Source organism: Cohnella silvisoli (assembly GCF_021190915.1).
Classification (GTDB): domain Bacteria; phylum Bacillota; class Bacilli; order Paenibacillales; family Paenibacillaceae; genus Cohnella; species Cohnella silvisoli.
The window spans coordinates 728,907-746,485 of sequence record NZ_JAIOAP010000001.1; the positions used below are offsets into that span (position 1 = coordinate 728,907).

Below are 17,579 nucleotides of genomic sequence, written 5' to 3' on the forward strand. Positions count from 1 at the left end.
ACAGGGTGCTTGTACCTTTGACGACTAACCGCAAAGAAGTAGCTAGGCTGGCCGGCGTATCCGAAGCAACCGTATCCAGGGTATTAAACGGGATCGGTCCGATGAAGGAATCGACGCGCGTGCGGGTAATAGAAGCGGCAAAACAGCTCAATTATGAGCTGAATGCCGTCGCATCGAGCTTTGCCAGAGGGAAGAGCGGCAACCTCGGGGTTGTGCTGCCCCATGTGCCGAAAGTGCATCTTTTCTCCACCTATTATTTCTCGGAAATATTAAGCGGGATCGGTGAAGCGGTTCGCTCCAAGGGCTATGGGCTGCTGCTGCTCTTTCGTGATCCAGCGACGGTATATGACTACGTGTCATTATTTCGCACTCAGCGGGTCGATGCTTGCATTATTCTTGGAGCAAGCGCCGTGGATACCGACATGGAAGGGGTTAACCGGCTTGCCGAGGAACGGCTGCCCTTCTGCGTCATGGATCAACGATTCGATAACCCTTCCGTTAGCGTCGTTGCGGCGGACCACGAGCAGGGCAGTTATGAAGCGGTCAAGCATTTGATAGACAAAGGTTATCGGAAGATCGGCTTTCTGAACGGTTCGCCGCAATACTCTAACAGTTGGGATCGGATGACCGGCTATCGTAAAGCATTAAATGATGCAGGAATTAAGCTGGATGAATCCATTATTTACGAAGGCAATTACAGCCGAACAAGCGGAAACCGAGCGGCGAATTTGGTCTATGCCGATTTGGAGAAGCTGGACGCCATCTTCGTGAGTAACGATCGCATGGCAATCGGACTGATGCAAGGCTTGCGAGAAAGAGGCTGCCAATTGCCCGAAGACTTGAAGGTCGTCGCTTACGATGATTCCGATGCTGCGAGCCTAACAGAGCCGCCTCTTACGACGGTTAAAGTTCCTTTTTATGAGATGGGACGATTGGCCGCGGAGAAATTGTTATCCCGGTTAACGGACAAGGACGAGACGGAGACGGTTATTAACGAGAAGCTGCAAACCGAGCTCAAGATTAGAAAATCAAGCGGCAACTAAACGGATTGGAGAAGGTTATTATGAGAAAAGCGTTGATCGTATGGGGAGGATGGGACGGCCATCAGCCTAAGGAGGTTGCGGAAATTTTCCGCGGCCAGCTCGAGCGGGAAGGCTTCAGCGTCGAGGTGTCGGATAAGCTTGATGCTTTCTCGGATGGAGAGAAGCTGAAGACGCTTGATTTGATTGTTCCGGTATGGACGATGGGTCGAATCGAGCAGGAATGGGTGAACAATGTATCCGCGGCCGTTCAGAGCGGCGTCGGATTGGCAGGCTGCCATGGGGGAATGTGCGACGCATTCCGCGAGAACACGGATTGGCAGTTCATGACCGGCGGCCAGTGGATCGCGCATCCAGGCAACGACGGTACGGAATACACGGTTAACATAAAGGCGGGTTCAAGCCCGCTCGTCGAAGGCATCGAAGACTTCACCGTGTCGACGGAGCAATATTATTTGCACGTTGATCCGGCGAACGAAGTGCTGGCAACGACCCGTTTTCCACTCGCACAAGGACCGCATTCACCTAACGGCGCAGTGGATATGCCTGTCGTATGGACGAAACGTTGGGGCAGCGGGCGAGTGTACTACAATTCGCTCGGCCACCAGGCGAACATCATGGAAATACCGATCGTGAAGGAATTGATGAGACGCGGATTCAATTGGTGCGCGGATGGCAAAGCTCTAGCTCCTAAAGGTGAAGTCCAAGGCGCATACACAGGCATGGCCGACAACCAACTCTAAAACTCTGGGGAAGAGGAACGTTCATGGAAAAAATCAAAGTCGGAATTATCGGTACGGGAAATATAAGCGGCATTTATTTTCAGAACGGTTCAAGATTCGATTCGATGGAAGTCGTAGCTTGCGCGGATTTAGACGTAGAGCGAGCTAAAGCCAAAGCGGCAGAACACGGCATTCGCGGCTGCTCGGTAGCGGAACTGCTCGCCGATCCGGAAATACGGATGATCATCAACCTGACGATTCCGCAGGCGCATGCATCGGTTATGTTGCAGGCTCTGGAAGCGGGCAAACACGTCTACGTAGAAAAGCCGTTCACGGTTACCCGCGAGGAAGGCTTGGAAGTGCTTGAACTGGCACGACGCAAAGGGCTGTTAGTTGGAAGCGCGCCGGATACGTTCCTTGGCGGCGGTATTCAGACATCGGTTAAACTTGTGGAGGACGGATGGATCGGTACGCCAATCGGAGCTACGGCCTTCATGGTGTGCGGGGGTCACGAGAGCTGGCATCCGGCTCCTGAGTTTTATTACCACAAGGGCGGCGGCCCGATGTTCGATATGGGTCCATACTATTTAACCGCTCTCGTTGCGATGCTCGGACCGATGACCCGGGTAACGGGCTCGACGCGCATTTCCTTCCTGGAACGGACGATTACGAGCCAGCCGAAATTCGGCCAGAAGGTTAAAGTGGAAACTCCGACGCATATTGCGGGCGTAATCGATTTTGCGTCCGGCCCGATCGGGACGATCTTGACCAGCTTCGATGTGAAAGGCAATTCGCTTTTGCCGCGCATCGAAGTGTACGGAAGCGAAGGCACGCTCATCGTGCCTGATCCGAACGGCTTTGGCGGCCCGGTCAGCATCTGGCGCGCAGGGGCCAAGGAATGGTCCGAAATCCCGCTCACGCACGGGAAAGCCGAGAACGCGCGCGGCGTAGGTGCGGCCGATATGGCTAAAGCGATTCAAACCGGCCGCAAGCACCGCGCGAATGGCGACATGGCCTATCATGTGCTGGAAGCGATGCATGGTTTCCATGATGCTTCCAACCAAGGCGCGCATTACTTGATGCAAAGCACCTGCGAGAAGCCGGCGCCGCTGCCGCTTGGTTTGGCGGACTTTAGCTTGGACTGATGTTGGTTAGTTGTGCCGATAGGTTTGTTGTAGAGCCTCCTTTGGTGGGGGTTCTTTGTTTTGTTGGACATGCATTTTTTCTGTTCTGACGGATAATAATGAGAGTAATATTTTTCATTTTGTTTTCACTTCACTTTATAAATTATTGTAATTCATATGATGATTATATAAAATGGAGGTGTGAGGTGATGATAATGCCGATGTCCACATTAGAAAAAGCGGCTTTTAACCAACAAGCACCAAGTCTTTTTAGGCAGATGATTGAGCTGGATTATGCGACAAGCGCTCTCTTGGTCAAAGCGCTTGCACACTCCGTAAAAAATGCGGATACCATCGTTCGAACGTGGGATGAAAATCTTTTTCAAGATAGACTAGTACTTATTGAATACTTCAATAAGTTGACAGAGCTTATCAGTGAAGAAGCATCTAAACAGAAATCCAATATCGTGTATTCAACAACAGATTTGTCCAGGTATACCGGAACTACGGTCCAAACGATCAATAATTGGGTTCGCGATGGCAGAATTGAAGGAGTAATAAGGCATGGAAGGGAACACCTTAGAATTCCTGAAGATGCCGTAGTGATGTTTCCGAACGGGAACCGGGTACCCGTATCGGTCTTGAAGCAAAATTGGGAGAATGAAAACGAGGAGCCGGTCGTTGACGAATTCACTTACTTGAAAAACTCTATTCAAGAACTGTCCGAGAAGTACGACGGGCGTTCTTTCGAGGAGGTATTCGGCAGTAAAACGATCTTAGAATTAACACCAGGCGAAGACACGGATGCATCGGTTTGGAAATCTTACCTGACTAAGCTCAAAAGTGTCACTGGGCATACCTAAAACGGCCTTTACCAACCTTAATCAAGATATTATACTCAATGAGATTGGAACTTACTTGTACTTAAAACAATACGATAGATAGTAGATTATCTCCTCAGATCGGAGCATAGACAACAAAGCATGGACAAAAAATGGATTTACTACGCAGGACTTACGCTTGTAGCGGCAATATGGGGGGCGAATTTCGGAGTATCTCGTTCCGCGATGGATACGTTCGACCCGATTCTGTTTTCCTTTCTTCGCTTCGGATTGGCAGTACCGTTCTTTTTCTTAATCTTGAAAATGAAAGAAGGCAGCATCGGCATTCCTTTGAAAGTCTTGTTGCAACTTGCTCTGATTGGACTCATTGGGGTGACAGGGCTAGAAATCGCCGTTATGTATTCGATCAAATATACGACGCTTGCCAATGCTTCACTGTTGAACGTTGCGCCTTGGCCGATTTTTTCAGCTCTATTTGCGCCATTGTTTGTCAAAGAGAAGTTTACTCGACGCCTCGGCGTTGGAGGAGCTGCGGCCGTTGTCGGAGTTACATTCATTATTCTAGGCGGCGGAGAAGGATTAAATCTATCATCCGATCATATGATCGGCAACCTGCTTGCTTTCGGCGTTAGCATTATCGGAGCGTTGTTTAACCTTGCTTGCATGCCGTTGATGAGGCAGTACTCTTCCCTTCGCGTCAGCACGTGGTTTATTTTCTTCGGCAGCTTGTTTATGGCTCCTTTAACATGGGGGAGTTGGAGTAAAGTTGATTGGAACGGGCTCGGAGCGGGGCACTATACGGCTATTATCTATAACGTTCTCATATGCACTGTATTCGCTTTTGTCGTGTGGAATGCAAGTATGTATAAGATCGGCGCGGCGCGCGCCAACTTCTTCCGTTACGTTGTGCCAGCTGCCGCGGTCATCGCGGGGCTTATCTTCTTCGACGAGGGCATAACGTCCTGGCAGATGGTTGGAGCTGTCTGTATGGCGGCAGGGTTAGTATGGATTAGTACGGAGAGAAAGCTGAGTCCTGCGTTAAGCATGTAATTAGCATTACACCAATAAAACGATCTTTATCGTAAAACCTAAGAACGCTGCGGAACATTCCGGAGCGTTTTTCTGTATTCGGAAGGGGATTGCCCCCGCCATTTGCGAAATTTTCTCGAAAAATACAGCGCATCGCCGAAGCCGACGGAGGAAGCGACCTGGTCAATCGTCATCGGGGTCGTGAGCAACTGCTCAGCCCGTTCCATGCGGATCTTAAGCAAATATTGCATAGGCGATAGTCCCGTGGTTTGTTTGAATAGTTTGCATAGATGAGTTCGGTGGTACCCCAGCACATTCGACATATGCTCGATAGAGATCGTCTGCGAAAACTGCAGCGTTAGAAACTGTATGGCTTGTTTCATCGTATGGTCGATTAAGCTTACTGCAGGCGGGTTAGCAGCTTCAAGCCGGCGTTTCGCAAGTCCGAGTTGCTGGAACAGAAGGCGAACCCATCCTCCCGATTCCAAGTTGGAGAGTTCGGGCAAGGAATCGGACTGGAAGCAGCTGTGCAGCCTGCTATAATATTCACGAATATTAGGATTAGGGCTCCCGGTAATGACCGGGTCATCGCGTGAAATTCCGATCGAGTCCATTAAAGCAGCTGCTCCATGTCCTACGAAAGCGATCCAAACATATTGCCATGGCTGGTGCTCGTCCGCTTGGTAGGAAAACAATTCCCCGGGAAAAATGATGAAGGTATCTCCCGCGTTGCAGCGGTAACGTTGGTCGCGGACGTTGAATTCGCCTTGTCCCGATAATACCGTATGAATAAGATAGTAATCGTGTATGGTTGGCCCCATCTTATGCAAGCTGCGCGGTTGGCCTTCTCCGCTGAACAGCACGGTAATTTCTCCTTCTATGGGGGAAGGATTGATGCTGTGGGAGTAATAATGGTGCCCTGGATTCATGGCCGCGTCTCCTTGCAAGTCTTTTCTATTACTTTAACAAATAAACTACAAATGTCCATATAGATGCGTAATCAATCCATACTCTTTTGATGGCGCTTGCATTACATTGAGGATAGCCATTCACTTTGTTATTCGGAGGTTTTCAAATTGTCTAAAATTACTTTTTTAGGTGCGGGAAGCACGGTATTCGCGAAAAACGTGTTAGGCGACGTCATGCTGACGCCGGCTCTTCAAGGCTTTGAAATTGCTCTGTTCGACATCGATCCGGTGCGTCTGCAAGATTCGGAGAATTTGCTGAATAACATCAAAAAGACATCCGGAAGCACGTGTGTTATTAAGTCGTTCACCAATCGCAAGGATGCGCTGCGCGGCGCTAAATATGTCGTTAACGCTATTCAAGTGGGCGGTTATGACCCATGTACGATTACGGATTTCGAAGTGCCCAAGAAATACGGCTTGAGACAGACGATCGCCGACACGGTCGGAATCGGAGGCATCTTCCGCAATCTGCGTACGATTCCGGTTATGCTCGATTTCGCAGCGGATATCCGCGAGGTTTGCCCGGATGCGTGGTTCCTTAACTACACGAACCCGATGGCTGTGCTGACGAACGTTATGAACACCTACGGCGGCGTGAAAACGGTTGGCTTGTGCCACAGCGTACAAGCATGCGTACCGGAATTGTTCAAGCATTTGGGCATGGATCAGACGGGCGTTAAAACAAAGATTGCCGGTATCAACCATATGGCTTGGCTGCTTGAAGCAACGAAAGACGGAGTCGACATCTATCCGGAAATCAAGAAACGCGCGGCCGCAAAGCAGAACGAGAAGCATTGGGATATGGTTCGCTTCGAGATGATGCTGAAATTCGGCTATTATATTACGGAATCTTCCGAGCATAATGCCGAGTACCATCCGTATTTCATCAAACGCAACTATCCGGAGCTCATCGAGCGCTTTAACATTCCGCTCGACGAATATCCGCGCCGCTGCATCGAACAAATCGCCAATTGGAAGAAGATGCGCGAAGAACTTATCAACGATTCGAATCTGGAGCACCATCGCTCCCACGAATATGCATCGTATATCTTCGAAGCCATGGAAACGGACGTACCGTTCAAGATCGGCGGCAACGTCATGAACACGGGCGGTTTGATCGCCAACCTGCCTCGCGAAGCTTGCGTTGAAGTTCCGTGTCTGGTCGACCGCTCGGGCGTTAATCCAACATACGTAGGCAACCTTCCGCCGCAGCTCGCCGCGCTTAACCGCACTAACATCAACACGCAATTGCTGACGATCGAAGCCGCGATTACAGGCAAGAGAGAGCATATCTATCATGCGGCGATGCTGGATCCGCATACCGCTGCCGAGCTATCGATGGATGACATCATCTCGATGTGCGACGATCTTATCGAAGCTCATGGGGATTGGCTGCCGAAGTACTCTGTGGTATAGTACGGATGTATAATTAAAGAAGAAGAGGTTCGCGAACTCCCTCTATAAAAAACTAAGAAAACGATCACTTGTCTTATCGACCCGGCTGCAGCCCTTCGCTGCAGCCTCGGTCTTTAGCGAGGTGCCGTTTTTTTCATTTTTTTAGTGGCATTGGAGCTGTTCCCGCTATTCTCTTTCTTCTCATCCAGGAAGGGGATTTTTTTCATGCGCACGAAAGAAGAAATGCAAGATATAACGTTGCTTGGCAATCAAGGAACGCGTTACGTATTCGAATACGATCCGCAAGTGCTCGAGGCATTCGACAATAAGCACCCGGCCAGAGACTACTTCGTCAAGTTCAATTGCCCGGAATTTACGAGCCTTTGCCCGATGACGGGTCAGCCGGATTTCGCCACCCTGTACATTTCGTACATCCCGGACTTGCGGATGGTGGAGAGCAAGTCGCTTAAGCTTTACCTGTTCAGTTTCAGGAACCACGGCGATTTTCACGAGGACTGCATGAACATCATCATGAACGATTTGATCGGTTTGATGGAACCACGTTATATCGAGGTTTGGGGAAAGTTCACCCCGCGCGGCGGCATTTCCATCGACCCTTATTGCAACTGGGGCAAGCCTGGTACCAAATACGAGCAAATGGCGGAGCACCGTCTGATGAATCATGATCTGTATCCGGAGAAAGTCGATAATCGTTAAGGGGCCGAAGGCAGCGACAGCTGCAGCGGCAACGTAATCGTCAGCTCGCAACCAACCGGGAACCCGCCATCCCCCTTGCCTGAGCCTACGCTAATCGTACCTCCCAACAGATGAACACGCTCCATCATGGTGGTCAGGCCAAACCCCGGCTTTGAATAGCCATAGGGCGCGCCGTCGTTCCACAGCTTGAATTCGAGATGATCCCCGTTCGGACGGAGCGTATATCGGAATAAACTGCATCTGGCATGGCGGATTCCGTTCGTTAATCCTTCTTGTAGGGCGTGATAGATGACTTGCTCGGTTAATCTTCCCAAGCCGGATGGAATCTCGATATTCGCTTCGATCGCGACTTCCATCGACTCAATCGTGTCCCGAATAAGCTCCTGTAACGCCGATTCAAGTTTAACGGGAGTGTTATCGGTTTTCAGCAAGCGCACGGTTTTGCGGATGTCATCCAGGCCCTTGCGAACGAGCGCGCTGACCGTTTCCAGCTTATCCATAGGGAGGTTGCCCTCCCTGGCCGCCAGCTTCTTGCCTGCTTCCAGTTGAACGATCGCGGCGGTAAGCGTATGGCCGACAACGTCATGCATTTCGTGCGCGATCCGATTTCTCTCCTCCAATACGGATACCTCGGCTAACGTCTCCGCTTTCTCGCGCAAAGTCACCGACAAGGAAAGGCTCGCCTCCTCCAGCTCTTTAGTCCGAATGTCCACCAACTGCTCCAGATTGCGATGAAACTGTTCCAGCTCGCTATTTTTCACCATAAGCTCATTGGCATTCCGTTCCGACTCTCGATACACGCGCCCTACCCTATTAATAAGAACCATGACCATGCAAAGCATGAATAAGAGAAGGCCGTTAGGAAGAACGTTAGCGATCAAGGCATTGATATAAGGCCATAATGAAAAGATTCGCAACAACGGGTTATAAAAATAGATAGAGATGATATGAACTAACCCGCAAACAACCAGTATCACGTAACCTCTCAGCAGCCACTTTCTCTCGTTCTGCCCCTGCGTGTCTTTCCGATAACGTACCAGAGCATAAGTAACGACTCCCATCGCGGCTATCGCAAGGAAAGGCAGTACGTCGGAAAACATTTTCCAATACCAGGTCGGGCTCCATATCCCCGCACACAAGGTAGCGATCGTGTAGAGGAACAAAGTGTTCTTTGTAATCTGAACGAGATGCCTTCTGGAGGCACCCAGAACTTCCCCATAGAGTCCGGTAAAAGCGTATACGCCGAACGGAAGCAATAAGTCCTTCCAGTAATACAAGGCTTCAACTTTCACGAACCATTGCAGCGAAATGCACTGCAGCAGAAGCCCAAGGCCAGCGGACAATGCCAACAGGGTGAACCATACATATAATCGTTCTTTTCGCCTGGCGAGGAGTGCGATTCCTACCAAACCGACGGTGAGATACAACACAGAATAAATATATCTGGGCAAATCGGACTGAAGCATAAGGTTCAACATTTGGTCAGGATCTCCTGCGAACACCCAGAAGCTGGCAGTAAACGGGAGGCGGTCCCATTTCATTCTTAAGGTCAGTTCCTTTCCATGGTCTTCCGGGTTTATTCGAATCGGATGAAGCTTCACGAGGAAATGGTTCCAGACAAGACCCGGCTCCATATGGAAGCGATAAACCGACTTTCCGTCCAAATACGCTTCGAACCGGTTCATTCCGCCAAGGTACAAATAAGGGTTTTCCCAGTGAAGCTCGGGCAGCGTGCGCCGAACCCATAGGGTACCTTCATAATGGCTCATCTTTTTCCATTCGGCTTCGCCAAAGGTTTTCCAGGTGTCGCCGGCGACAGGGTTCTGCCCGTAATACACTTCCCAATTCTTTAGTAGGGCAGCAAGCGGGGATCTTTGCCCTCCGAGGTAATCGTTCCGCTTTATGAAGAAGGAAGGCAAGAATAAGCCGAGGATAATTGCGCAAGCGAACAGCCATACAAGCAAGGAAGTCGTGCTGCGTTTCATGGGATTAAAAACTCCTTCAGGCGGATGATGGCAGCATTCCGGTCGTTCGTGCCGATCTTGCTGTAGATGACGCTAATATAATTGCGGATCGTTCCTTCACTCATATAGAGGGTGGAGGCGATTTGCTTGTTCGGTTTTTCCTGTACGAGCAGGAGAATGATTTCCCTCTCCTTCTCGTTGAAGTAAAGGCCATTCTGCTCCAGCGCATGCTCGTAGAAGGGCCCCGGCTCTGTCTGGCTCCAATAGGACAGCCGCGCGGTAAGCTTGGCGGCAATCGGGGCGGGAAGGATGAGATGGCCTTTCATCGCTTCGCGGATCGTCTGGACGATCTGCTCTCCCGCCATGTCCTTTAACAGAAAGCCGTCGGCCCCGTTGGCCATCGCATCGATAATCAAATTGTCTTCCAAAAATGTCGTCAGCATGAGAACGATCGTGTCGGGATAATCCTTTTTAATTCGTTTCATGCCGTCAATCCCGTTAAGGAGCGGCATCTTGATGTCCATTAGGACGAGGTCCGGACTGAAGCTTGCGGTCATCTCGATCGCTTCCAATCCGTTAGCGGCTAAGCCGACCGTCCGCATATCCTCTTCCAAATTAATAATCGTCTGCAGGCCTTCCCGCAGCAATGTTTGATCATCGACAACCAGCACTTGGATCATGGGCATCTTCTTTTCATTAAGATTAGGATGCTCTCAGATTAACACAGGCGAGTATAGAAAAGAGGGACCTTGGGCGATGTCATGACTAAAATGACAAAAAAGGTGACGCGTGTCACTATGCGGCAAGTGCCTCCGCCATTACCATCGAGAGGTACGATAAACCGATAGTGATTTTATTTGCAAGGGAGAGACGGAAGATGAGAAATGCAACAAACGGAATGAGTAGAAGAGTGGGGTTCGCAGTTATTATGGCTATTGTTCTACTGTGGAGCCAATGGATTATCCCTCCGCACGTAAAAGGGAAATCGGTGGACGACCTGACCGTATACGATGACGGCTTGTCCGGAGAGTTCATGGATTACGGCTGGGCGGATGTAGATTTGGGGTCGACCGATATCGTCAAGACAGGAAGCCATTCGATTCGGATGAAGCCCGATGGGGATAAAGCACTTTATTTCTACAAGGATCGGGTTATGTCTGCAGCCGATTACGGCACGCTGCGGTTCTGGATTCATGGCGGCGATAAAGGCGGTCAACAGGTTAAGCTGGTGCTTTCGCTTGGCGGACAACCTATCGTGGAGAAAAAGGTAGGGGACTTGATCGTCGGAGGCGGCGACGGCATTCCGGCAGGTAAGTGGAGCGAAGTACGCGTTCCGCTGGCTCAGCTTGGGGTGACAGGGCTGCTCGATGGCATCTGGCTGTGGGGAGAAGGAGAGCAAGATTCGGTTTATGTGGACGATATAACCTTTCTCCCGGATGGGGCAGGAGGTTCTACTTCCGAGGAAGAGCCGCATAATAGCGAAGTCGTCGGATTGCTTTTCGAGCAACCGCAGCTTATTGTACGCGAGGGTGGGCTTCTCAGCGCTCCGTTGATTGCTAAGCATGCAGACGGTACTCTGAATCGGGTGAACAGCGGAGTGACTTGGTTCTCCTCGGATACGAGTATTGCCGAGGTAGGCGAAGGTTTGATTAAAGGTCTGAAGCCGGGTCAAACGACGATTACCGCTCGGTATGAAGGCGCAGAGGCCACGGTTCCTTTGGAAGTGCTTGAGCGTGCAGAGACCGCACCGATCGAGCCGGTTGACGGAATTTATATGTACGACGATTCGTTAAACGCTCAAATTAAAGATTATGGTTGGGTAACGCACGAACTGGATAACCACGACGTCGTGCACACAGGGGAAAACTCCATTCGCATGTTGCCTAACGGAGATGATCCAATCTATTTGTACAGCGATCGCGGCCTGACGGAAAAAGATTACGAGAAGCTGCAAATTTGGGTTAACGGCGGCGAATCGGGAGGTCAGCAGCTGAAGTTAGTATTCATGTCCGGCGGACAAGCCGTAAAGGAGCTGTCCGGCAGCGAGCTGTTCGCGAGCGGAGTGCCGGGCGGACAATGGACGAAGCTGGAGCTCAAGCTGGCGGATCTTAAGCTGCCGGGCGGATTGTTCGATGGTTTGATCATCGCTGGAACAGACGGGGTTCAGGATGCCTTATTTTTAGACGATATCGCTCTAGTGCGCAAATACGTGGCTCCTCCTGCAATGGTCGAAGTACGGATGGACAAGCCTGAATTGATTATGCTCCCGGGGGAGATTAACCGCTTGGATGCAGAATCGCTCGTGGAAACGGGGGCGACCGAGGTTGTGTCCAGTAAAGCGAATTGGCAGTCCAGCAACCCTGGTATCGTAGCGGTTAACGGGGGTGAACTGACGGCTGTGTCGACGGGCATTTCCAAAATCACGGCTGCATACAAAGACTTTACGGCCGTTGCCTATGTGCAGGTCACTGAAACAGCTAGTGAGAACGTATATGACGATAAGCTTGTTGACGGATTCCGCAATCAAAGCTGGCATGACAAGGATTTAGACAATGCGGAGCAAGTCCACGATGGCACGCGCTCCATCAAATTCGAGCCGGATGGCTGGGATGGCGTGTGGCTAGTAAGCAATACCAAGAAAGAGATATCCGATTATTACGGCATCGATTTCTGGATTCACGGAGGCACGACGGGCGGGCAGAAGCTGCTCTTGCACGGTTACGACGGAACGATGGGCATTGGCTCGGTGGATATCGCGAAATATGCGGAGGGAGGAAGCTTGCCGGCGAACAAGTGGACTCACGTTACGGTCAATTTTGCCGATATGGGTTTAACGGACGGCCAGTTCGACGGATTTATTTTCCAAGCGGCGACCGAAAACAATCAAGCTGCCGTGTACATCGACGATGTTCGATTATTGAAGAACCTGCATGCGGGAGAGCTTCCGGAGCCGGAGCTGCCGACGGTCACCGTTACGGTTGATAAGAATTCGGATCGCAAGCCTATTAATCCGGAAATCTACGGCATTAATTACGATGATATGCATCCAACGGATTCCACGCTTACATTCCCGGTTCAACGTTGGGGCGGCAATAATACGACAAGGTATAACTGGCAGTTAGATACGGCCAATCGGTCGTCGGACTGGTACTTCATGAACTTTCCTTACGAGAATGACAACGCGGGCGACTTGCCGAACGGCTCAACGTCGGATCGGTTTATCGACGGCGTGCATGATAAGGGCGGTAAAGTTCTTCTGACCGTTCCGACCATCGGTTGGACTCCTAAATCTCGCGATTTGGCTTTCGGTTTCAGCCAACAGAAGTATGGTAAACAGCAAAGCTCCCCTCAGGAGCATCCAGATGCCGGTAACGGTGTACTCGTTAATGGCAAGGAAATTACAAATAACGATCCAACGGATACATCCAAACCGGTCGGACCGGAGTTCGTAACGGATTGGATGAAGCATATTGAGGATAGAACCGGCAACAAATTGCATTACTATGCGCTGGACAACGAACCGGAAATTTGGCACGTCACGCATCGTGACGTACATCCGGCAGCACCGACCTATGACGAAATCTGGGGTTTCACGGAACGGTACGGATCTGCGATTAAAGCCGAAGATCCGCAAGCGAAGGTGTTCGGTCCTACTTCGTGGGGATGGTGCGCATACTTCTACTCATCGGCGGACAATTGTGCGGACGGACCGGATCGCCAAGCCCATGAAGGAAAGCCGTTCCTGGAGTGGTATCTGGAGAAAGTTAAAGCCTACGAAGATGAGAATCATGTTCGTCTAGTAGATTATCTGGACATTCACTTCTACCCGCAAGAGAACGGAGTAGCTGCCGCTGAAGAAGGTCCGGCGGTCGCCAAGCGGAGATTCCAATCGCTCAAGTCGTTGTATGATCCTAACTTCATCGACCAATCTTGGATTCAGGAGCCGATCCGGCTTATTCCAAGGATGAAGGATATGATCAACAACATTTCGCCTGATACGAAACTGGCCATTTCCGAATACAACTTCGGCAATGGAGACGGTATTACCGCAGGTTTGGCGCAAGCCGAGGCGCTCGCCATCTTCGGCCGCGAAGGGGTTGACTTGGCGACGAGGTTCGGGACGCTTAAAGCAGGCACGCCGTTGGAAGACGCCTTCAAGATGTACTTGAATTACGATGGACAAGGCAGTCAAATCAAGGGGGACAGCGTCCGCACGAAGAGCTCGATTCCGGATGCGCTCGGCTCCTACACGATTGTCGCGCCCGACGGCAAAACATACGTGCTGCTGTTCAACAAAGACAGCGCCATTCGTTCGGTTAAAGTAAACGGTTCGTTCGGGGAGGGCGCGTTAGCTGATGTCTACCGATTCAACTCTTCGAAACGGTTGTCGGCAAGCGGCGGAGTAAACGTTGCGACGGATGGATTTACTTTGAAGCTGCCTGCCAAGTCGGCTGCGTTGGTGGTTATTCCGTAATGATAGTGTTAGTTCATAGGTTTTAAGCGTTGACGGTCAAGCAGGGTAAAACTTGCTTGGCCGTTTATTTTTTATAACTGTCAGAATGCGATGATTGGGGATCGAAGCTACAAGCCGCTCTTTGGGTACTAGGTGTCGATTCCGGAAATAGCGGCACGTAGGGTCGTTATTAGTCTGCTAACAAGTTTCAAGAAATGGCTTAACGGCACCGTCGCATGATCCGGTCGCAGGTTTCGGATACGAGCAATTAAGTTTGCTTAGGCTTATCGAAAGTATGCACCTTGTTCCAATGCTTGCCGCCATCGGAGGATGTGTACATGACGGAAGGCTCGGCGTTGTCGGTGTTAATCCACCAGATGTGGTTCGCGTCCGCGGCGGCGATTTGCTGTGGTCCGTAACCGGGAAACGCTCCCTTCAGGTTAATCCACGTTTTTCCGCCATCCGTTGTTTTACCCATTGTGTTTGTAAGATCGCAAGCCATGCACTGTCCTCCCATGAATGCGACTTGGGTATTCACGACATAGAGGGCGCCGGGACCTGAACCCATGTTAGCGGGAACTTTCGTTTCCTTTCCACTCTCATAGCCCGGAGCCGGACCGGACCCAGCGCCGGAGTGGGCCAATACGGGAATCCACGATTTCCCTCCATCTATAGTATGGAACAGGGAATAAGAAGTCTGGGTCATTCCGGAGTCGCCGATTAATTCAACCCATGCATTGTTTTTACCTGCTGATCGAATGACAGCCCCGGTAGCAGGTGCCACTGTCGTACGTGTCATCACCGAGCGCCAGGTTTTCCCGCCATCGGTGGTGCGAGTGAAGCTGAATTTGTCTTTTCCCTGAGTGACCGCCCAACCATTGCTGTGATCATGGAAATAGGCATCTCCAGCGAGAGCGGAGGGAACCGGGAGCTTTACCCAAGTTTTGCCGCCATCCGTCGTACGGGCGTTACCGCTGAAAGCCTCGTTGGAATTTACGAAATGGAGGAATGCACGGTTAGGCACGTTTCCTGCTTCCGTCCATTTCTTGCCTCCATTGGAGGTGTGAAGCAACCGCAAGCTTTTCGAATCCCCGATATCGAGCGTTGCCCATGCTTGTTGGTCGTTCAGAGCAAATAATTGATTAACGATATACTTATGCTGCAGCTGCGTCTTCCAGCTTTTGCCGCCGTCGTCGGTTCTGGCAATCCAGCCTTCTCCGCCTGCCCAACCCGATTTGAAATTGGCGAGCCTTAGGGCTGTTACCTTACCCATTGAAACGGGTTCAATCGACGAAATGGGAGAGGTGGAAGGCACGTTCCCTGGGCTTTCGTTGTTAGAGCTATTCGATGGAGGAGATTCGCTTGAAGAGGTTGAAGGAACATCGGTGGACACGGCAGGCGGGCTTTCCGATGATTGGACACCGGAAGTCGGAAGTGAAGTATTGTTGCCATTGGTGCACCCGGCAATAAGAAAAACGAGCAATGCTGCGATCAGGAACCGAGTGCTTTTTCTCATTGAAGTCATGTTAACCACACTCCTTTTCTTACCTTAATAACGATTTTCATGAATGCCAAGTTCAATTGCAGGCAATAAGATGCCCCATCTTTGAATTCCGTATCCGCCGTTAACCTAACAAAAAGCCCGCCACGGATATCGATCCGTTTACGGGCGTAATAACGTGGATAGCTTAATTAGGAGAGTAGTCGCTCACGAATATGTCCGGCGATGAGCTTCCCGTGATGGCGGCCGCTCTCAATGAAGATTTCGTTGGCTTCGCGTCCTGCCGCAATGACGCCTGCGATGTACAGTCCGGGAACGTTCGTTTCCATCGTCTCCGGATTAAAGGTCGGAATGGTTGAGGAAGCATCGACTTCAGCGCCGGTATCCGTAAGCAGTGTTCGTTCGGGGCGAAACCCCGTTAGTGCGAGTACGAAATCATTGTCGATAACGATAGGTTCAATCCCTTCGGCAATGGGCTGGACGGTAATCGTCCTCTCGCCGATGTGAACCGTGCGGCAGCCGAAGAGCATGGAAATGCGGCCTTTGTCGACCATGCTCTTGAAGAGCGGAAGTACCCAAGGCTTAATGCTGGACGAATAATCCTCGCCGCGATAAACGACGGTTAACTCCGCTCCAACGCGAAGAAGCTCCATCGCCGCATCGACGGCCGAATTGTTTCCGCCGATAATGGCGACTTTCATTCCGGTATAGGGGTGGGCTTCCGTAAAAAAGTGGCTCACCTTGGACATTTCCTCACCGGGAATGCCGAGGAGATTAGGATGATCGAAGTAACCGGTAGCGACAACGACAGAGTGTGCGGTATAAATTCGCGATGCCCCGAATTGATCATGGGTTTCAACTGCGAATAGTCCGTTCTCTCTTCGTAGGATTGAAACCGCGGTTTCATAGGCTTGAATACGCAGCTTGCGGCGCAGCGCCACATCGCGATAATACTGAAGGGCTTCACGCCGGGTAGGCTTATCCAGCGGCGTCGTGAACGGAATGCCGCCGATCTCGAGCAACTCGGAAGTGCTGAAAAACTGCATATACGTCGGGTATTGGTAAATGGAGTGGACGACCGTCCGTTTCTCGATAAGCAGCGGCTCGATCCCAATGGCCTGCAGTTCAAGCGCTGCGGCTAAACCGCAAGGGCCAGCTCCGATGATAATGACTTTCTCCGCCGTTTCACCCGTCTGTTGCTCACTCAACGGAATCCCTCTTTTCAGCCGCCGGTGACGCTATCTGCTCTAATGCCCATTCGCACCATTTAATATTCGCGTCATTGACGCTAATCGCTTTCTGGAGCAGAAGATAAGCTCCGAAGAATGGAGAGTCGAAAGAAGGGATTTCGTCCGGCGGCAATCCTGTCATGCATTGCAGTTGGGGTAATTTGTTGTCAAACTTGAGCTTCTTTTGCTGATAGTGCTGTAAACGGTTGATGAATAAATTACGGGCGGTATTCGAATCCACCAATGACATGCAAAACACTTTCAAATATAAATCGTCTCGCATGACGGGGTCGGAAGCCGGTTCGGATAACCATTCCCGCAGCGCCTCTATTCCCTTGTCGGTTAGGGAGTAGACTTTCTTATCCGGCTTGTCGCTCTGTGAAATATGCTCGTATTGAACATATTCATCCTTCTCCAATTGGGCAAGCAAAGGATAGATTTGGCTATGCTTGGCCGGCCAGAATGGCTGTATTTGGAGCATCAGATCATACCCGGAACAGGATGATCGTGATAGAAAGCTGAGCAAACCGTACGATAGCGTGTTCATTTTTATTTTTCTCCCGACTATAAGTAAACTTTGACATATGGGCCTAAT

Annotated in this window: 14 protein-coding genes and 1 riboswitch; of the genes, 8 read left to right on the forward strand and 6 right to left on the reverse strand. The window is 50.8% G+C overall.

Features of this window, described 5'->3' with window-relative positions; genetic code table 11:
* Positions 1–17 precede the first annotated feature (17 nt).
* The 5 genes from K7P76_RS03025 to K7P76_RS03045 all read left to right on the forward strand — a co-directional run bounded on the left by K7P76_RS03025 (position 18) and on the right by K7P76_RS03045 (position 4,778).
* A complete protein-coding gene (locus K7P76_RS03025; RefSeq protein ID WP_232183112.1) occupies positions 18–1,043 on the forward strand; it encodes a LacI family DNA-binding transcriptional regulator in 1,026 nt (341 codons plus the stop codon).
* Positions 1,044–1,063: 20 nt separating this feature from the next.
* Complete coding sequence (locus tag K7P76_RS03030; protein WP_232183115.1) at positions 1,064–1,783, forward strand: ThuA domain-containing protein; 720 nt, start codon at positions 1,064–1,066, stop codon at positions 1,781–1,783.
* 23 nt (positions 1,784–1,806) lie between these two features.
* A complete protein-coding gene (locus K7P76_RS03035) occupies positions 1,807–2,907 on the forward strand; it encodes a Gfo/Idh/MocA family protein (protein ID WP_232183125.1) in 1,101 nt (366 codons plus the stop codon).
* A 188-nt stretch (positions 2,908–3,095) separates the two neighbouring features.
* A complete protein-coding gene (locus K7P76_RS03040; protein ID WP_232183127.1) occupies positions 3,096–3,749 on the forward strand; it encodes a helix-turn-helix domain-containing protein in 654 nt (217 codons plus the stop codon).
* Between the two features lie 120 nt (positions 3,750–3,869).
* Positions 3,870–4,778 (forward strand): DMT family transporter, encoded by a 909-nt coding sequence (locus tag K7P76_RS03045; RefSeq protein WP_232183129.1) that lies wholly within the window; start codon positions 3,870–3,872, stop codon positions 4,776–4,778.
* A gap of 38 nt (positions 4,779–4,816) precedes the next feature.
* On the opposite strand, the gene K7P76_RS03050 is transcribed toward K7P76_RS03045, so the two are convergent.
* Positions 4,817–5,686, reverse strand: a complete 870-nt coding sequence (locus K7P76_RS03050) for a helix-turn-helix transcriptional regulator (RefSeq protein WP_232183132.1) — start codon at positions 5,684–5,686, stop codon at positions 4,817–4,819.
* Between the two features lie 147 nt (positions 5,687–5,833).
* Between K7P76_RS03050 and K7P76_RS03055 the strand changes: the two genes are divergently transcribed.
* Both K7P76_RS03055 and queF read left to right on the forward strand, forming a co-directional pair.
* Positions 5,834–7,141 carry an alpha-glucosidase/alpha-galactosidase gene (locus K7P76_RS03055; RefSeq protein ID WP_232183135.1) on the forward strand — a complete coding sequence of 436 codons (1,308 nt, stop codon included), beginning with the start codon at positions 5,834–5,836 and terminating at the stop codon, positions 7,139–7,141.
* An 18-nt stretch (positions 7,142–7,159) separates the two neighbouring features.
* Positions 7,160–7,203, forward strand: a riboswitch (PreQ1 riboswitch).
* A gap of 142 nt (positions 7,204–7,345) precedes the next feature.
* Positions 7,346–7,837, forward strand: a complete 492-nt coding sequence (gene queF / locus K7P76_RS03060; RefSeq protein WP_232183137.1) for a preQ(1) synthase — start codon at positions 7,346–7,348, stop codon at positions 7,835–7,837.
* Here queF and K7P76_RS03065 read toward each other — a convergent pair.
* Both K7P76_RS03065 and K7P76_RS03070 read right to left on the reverse strand, forming a co-directional pair.
* Positions 7,834–9,822, reverse strand: a complete 1,989-nt coding sequence (locus tag K7P76_RS03065) for a sensor histidine kinase (protein WP_232183140.1) — start codon at positions 9,820–9,822, stop codon at positions 7,834–7,836. The two genes, queF and K7P76_RS03065, sit on opposite strands and share 4 nt — an antisense overlap.
* Positions 9,819–10,481, reverse strand: a complete 663-nt coding sequence (locus K7P76_RS03070) for a response regulator transcription factor (RefSeq protein WP_232183142.1) — start codon at positions 10,479–10,481, stop codon at positions 9,819–9,821. The genes K7P76_RS03065 and K7P76_RS03070 overlap by 4 nt, the downstream gene beginning before the upstream one ends.
* 197 nt (positions 10,482–10,678) lie before the next feature.
* On the opposite strand from K7P76_RS03070, the gene K7P76_RS03075 reads away from it, so the two are divergent.
* A complete protein-coding gene (locus K7P76_RS03075) occupies positions 10,679–14,275 on the forward strand; it encodes a glycoside hydrolase family 44 protein (protein ID WP_232183145.1) in 3,597 nt (1,198 codons plus the stop codon).
* A gap of 247 nt (positions 14,276–14,522) precedes the next feature.
* Here K7P76_RS03075 and K7P76_RS03080 read toward each other — a convergent pair whose 3' ends face one another.
* The 3 genes from K7P76_RS03080 to K7P76_RS03090 form a co-directional block, all read right to left on the reverse strand.
* The gene (locus tag K7P76_RS03080; RefSeq protein WP_232183146.1) at positions 14,523–15,779 is read right to left on the reverse strand and encodes a WD40/YVTN/BNR-like repeat-containing protein; all 1,257 of its coding nucleotides are present in this window, start codon (positions 15,777–15,779) and stop codon (positions 14,523–14,525) included.
* A 167-nt stretch (positions 15,780–15,946) separates the two neighbouring features.
* The gene (locus K7P76_RS03085) at positions 15,947–16,963 is read right to left on the reverse strand and encodes a YpdA family putative bacillithiol disulfide reductase (RefSeq protein ID WP_232183155.1); all 1,017 of its coding nucleotides are present in this window, start codon (positions 16,961–16,963) and stop codon (positions 15,947–15,949) included.
* Positions 16,956–17,531: a PadR family transcriptional regulator gene (locus K7P76_RS03090; protein ID WP_232183157.1), complete on the reverse strand. Its 576-nt coding sequence runs from the start codon at positions 17,529–17,531 to the stop codon at positions 16,956–16,958. Before K7P76_RS03090 ends, K7P76_RS03085 begins: the two co-directional genes overlap by 8 nt.
* Positions 17,532–17,579 lie beyond the last annotated feature (48 nt).

What these genes read in the sequence shown, in the direction of transcription:
- K7P76_RS03030 (WP_232183115.1), top strand. Translation starts at nt 1,064, where the DNA reads ATGAGAAAAGCGTTGATCGTATGGGGAGGATGGGACGGCCATCAGCCT.
- K7P76_RS03035 (WP_232183125.1), top strand. Translation starts at nt 1,807, where the DNA reads ATGGAAAAAATCAAAGTCGGAATTATCGGTACGGGAAATATAAGCGGC.
- K7P76_RS03040 (WP_232183127.1), top strand. Translation starts at nt 3,096, where the DNA reads ATGATAATGCCGATGTCCACATTAGAAAAAGCGGCTTTTAACCAACAA.
- K7P76_RS03045 (WP_232183129.1), top strand. Translation starts at nt 3,870, where the DNA reads ATGGACAAAAAATGGATTTACTACGCAGGACTTACGCTTGTAGCGGCA.
- K7P76_RS03050 (WP_232183132.1), bottom strand. Translation starts at nt 5,686, where the DNA reads ATGAATCCAGGGCACCATTATTACTCCCACAGCATCAATCCTTCCCCC.
- queF (WP_232183137.1), top strand. Translation starts at nt 7,346, where the DNA reads ATGCGCACGAAAGAAGAAATGCAAGATATAACGTTGCTTGGCAATCAA.
- K7P76_RS03065 (WP_232183140.1), bottom strand. Translation starts at nt 9,822, where the DNA reads ATGAAACGCAGCACGACTTCCTTGCTTGTATGGCTGTTCGCTTGCGCA.
- K7P76_RS03070 (WP_232183142.1), bottom strand. Translation starts at nt 10,481, where the DNA reads ATGATCCAAGTGCTGGTTGTCGATGATCAAACATTGCTGCGGGAAGGC.
- K7P76_RS03075 (WP_232183145.1), top strand. Translation starts at nt 10,679, where the DNA reads ATGAGAAATGCAACAAACGGAATGAGTAGAAGAGTGGGGTTCGCAGTT.
- K7P76_RS03080 (WP_232183146.1), bottom strand. Translation starts at nt 15,779, where the DNA reads ATGACTTCAATGAGAAAAAGCACTCGGTTCCTGATCGCAGCATTGCTC.
- K7P76_RS03090 (WP_232183157.1), bottom strand. Translation starts at nt 17,531, where the DNA reads ATGAACACGCTATCGTACGGTTTGCTCAGCTTTCTATCACGATCATCC.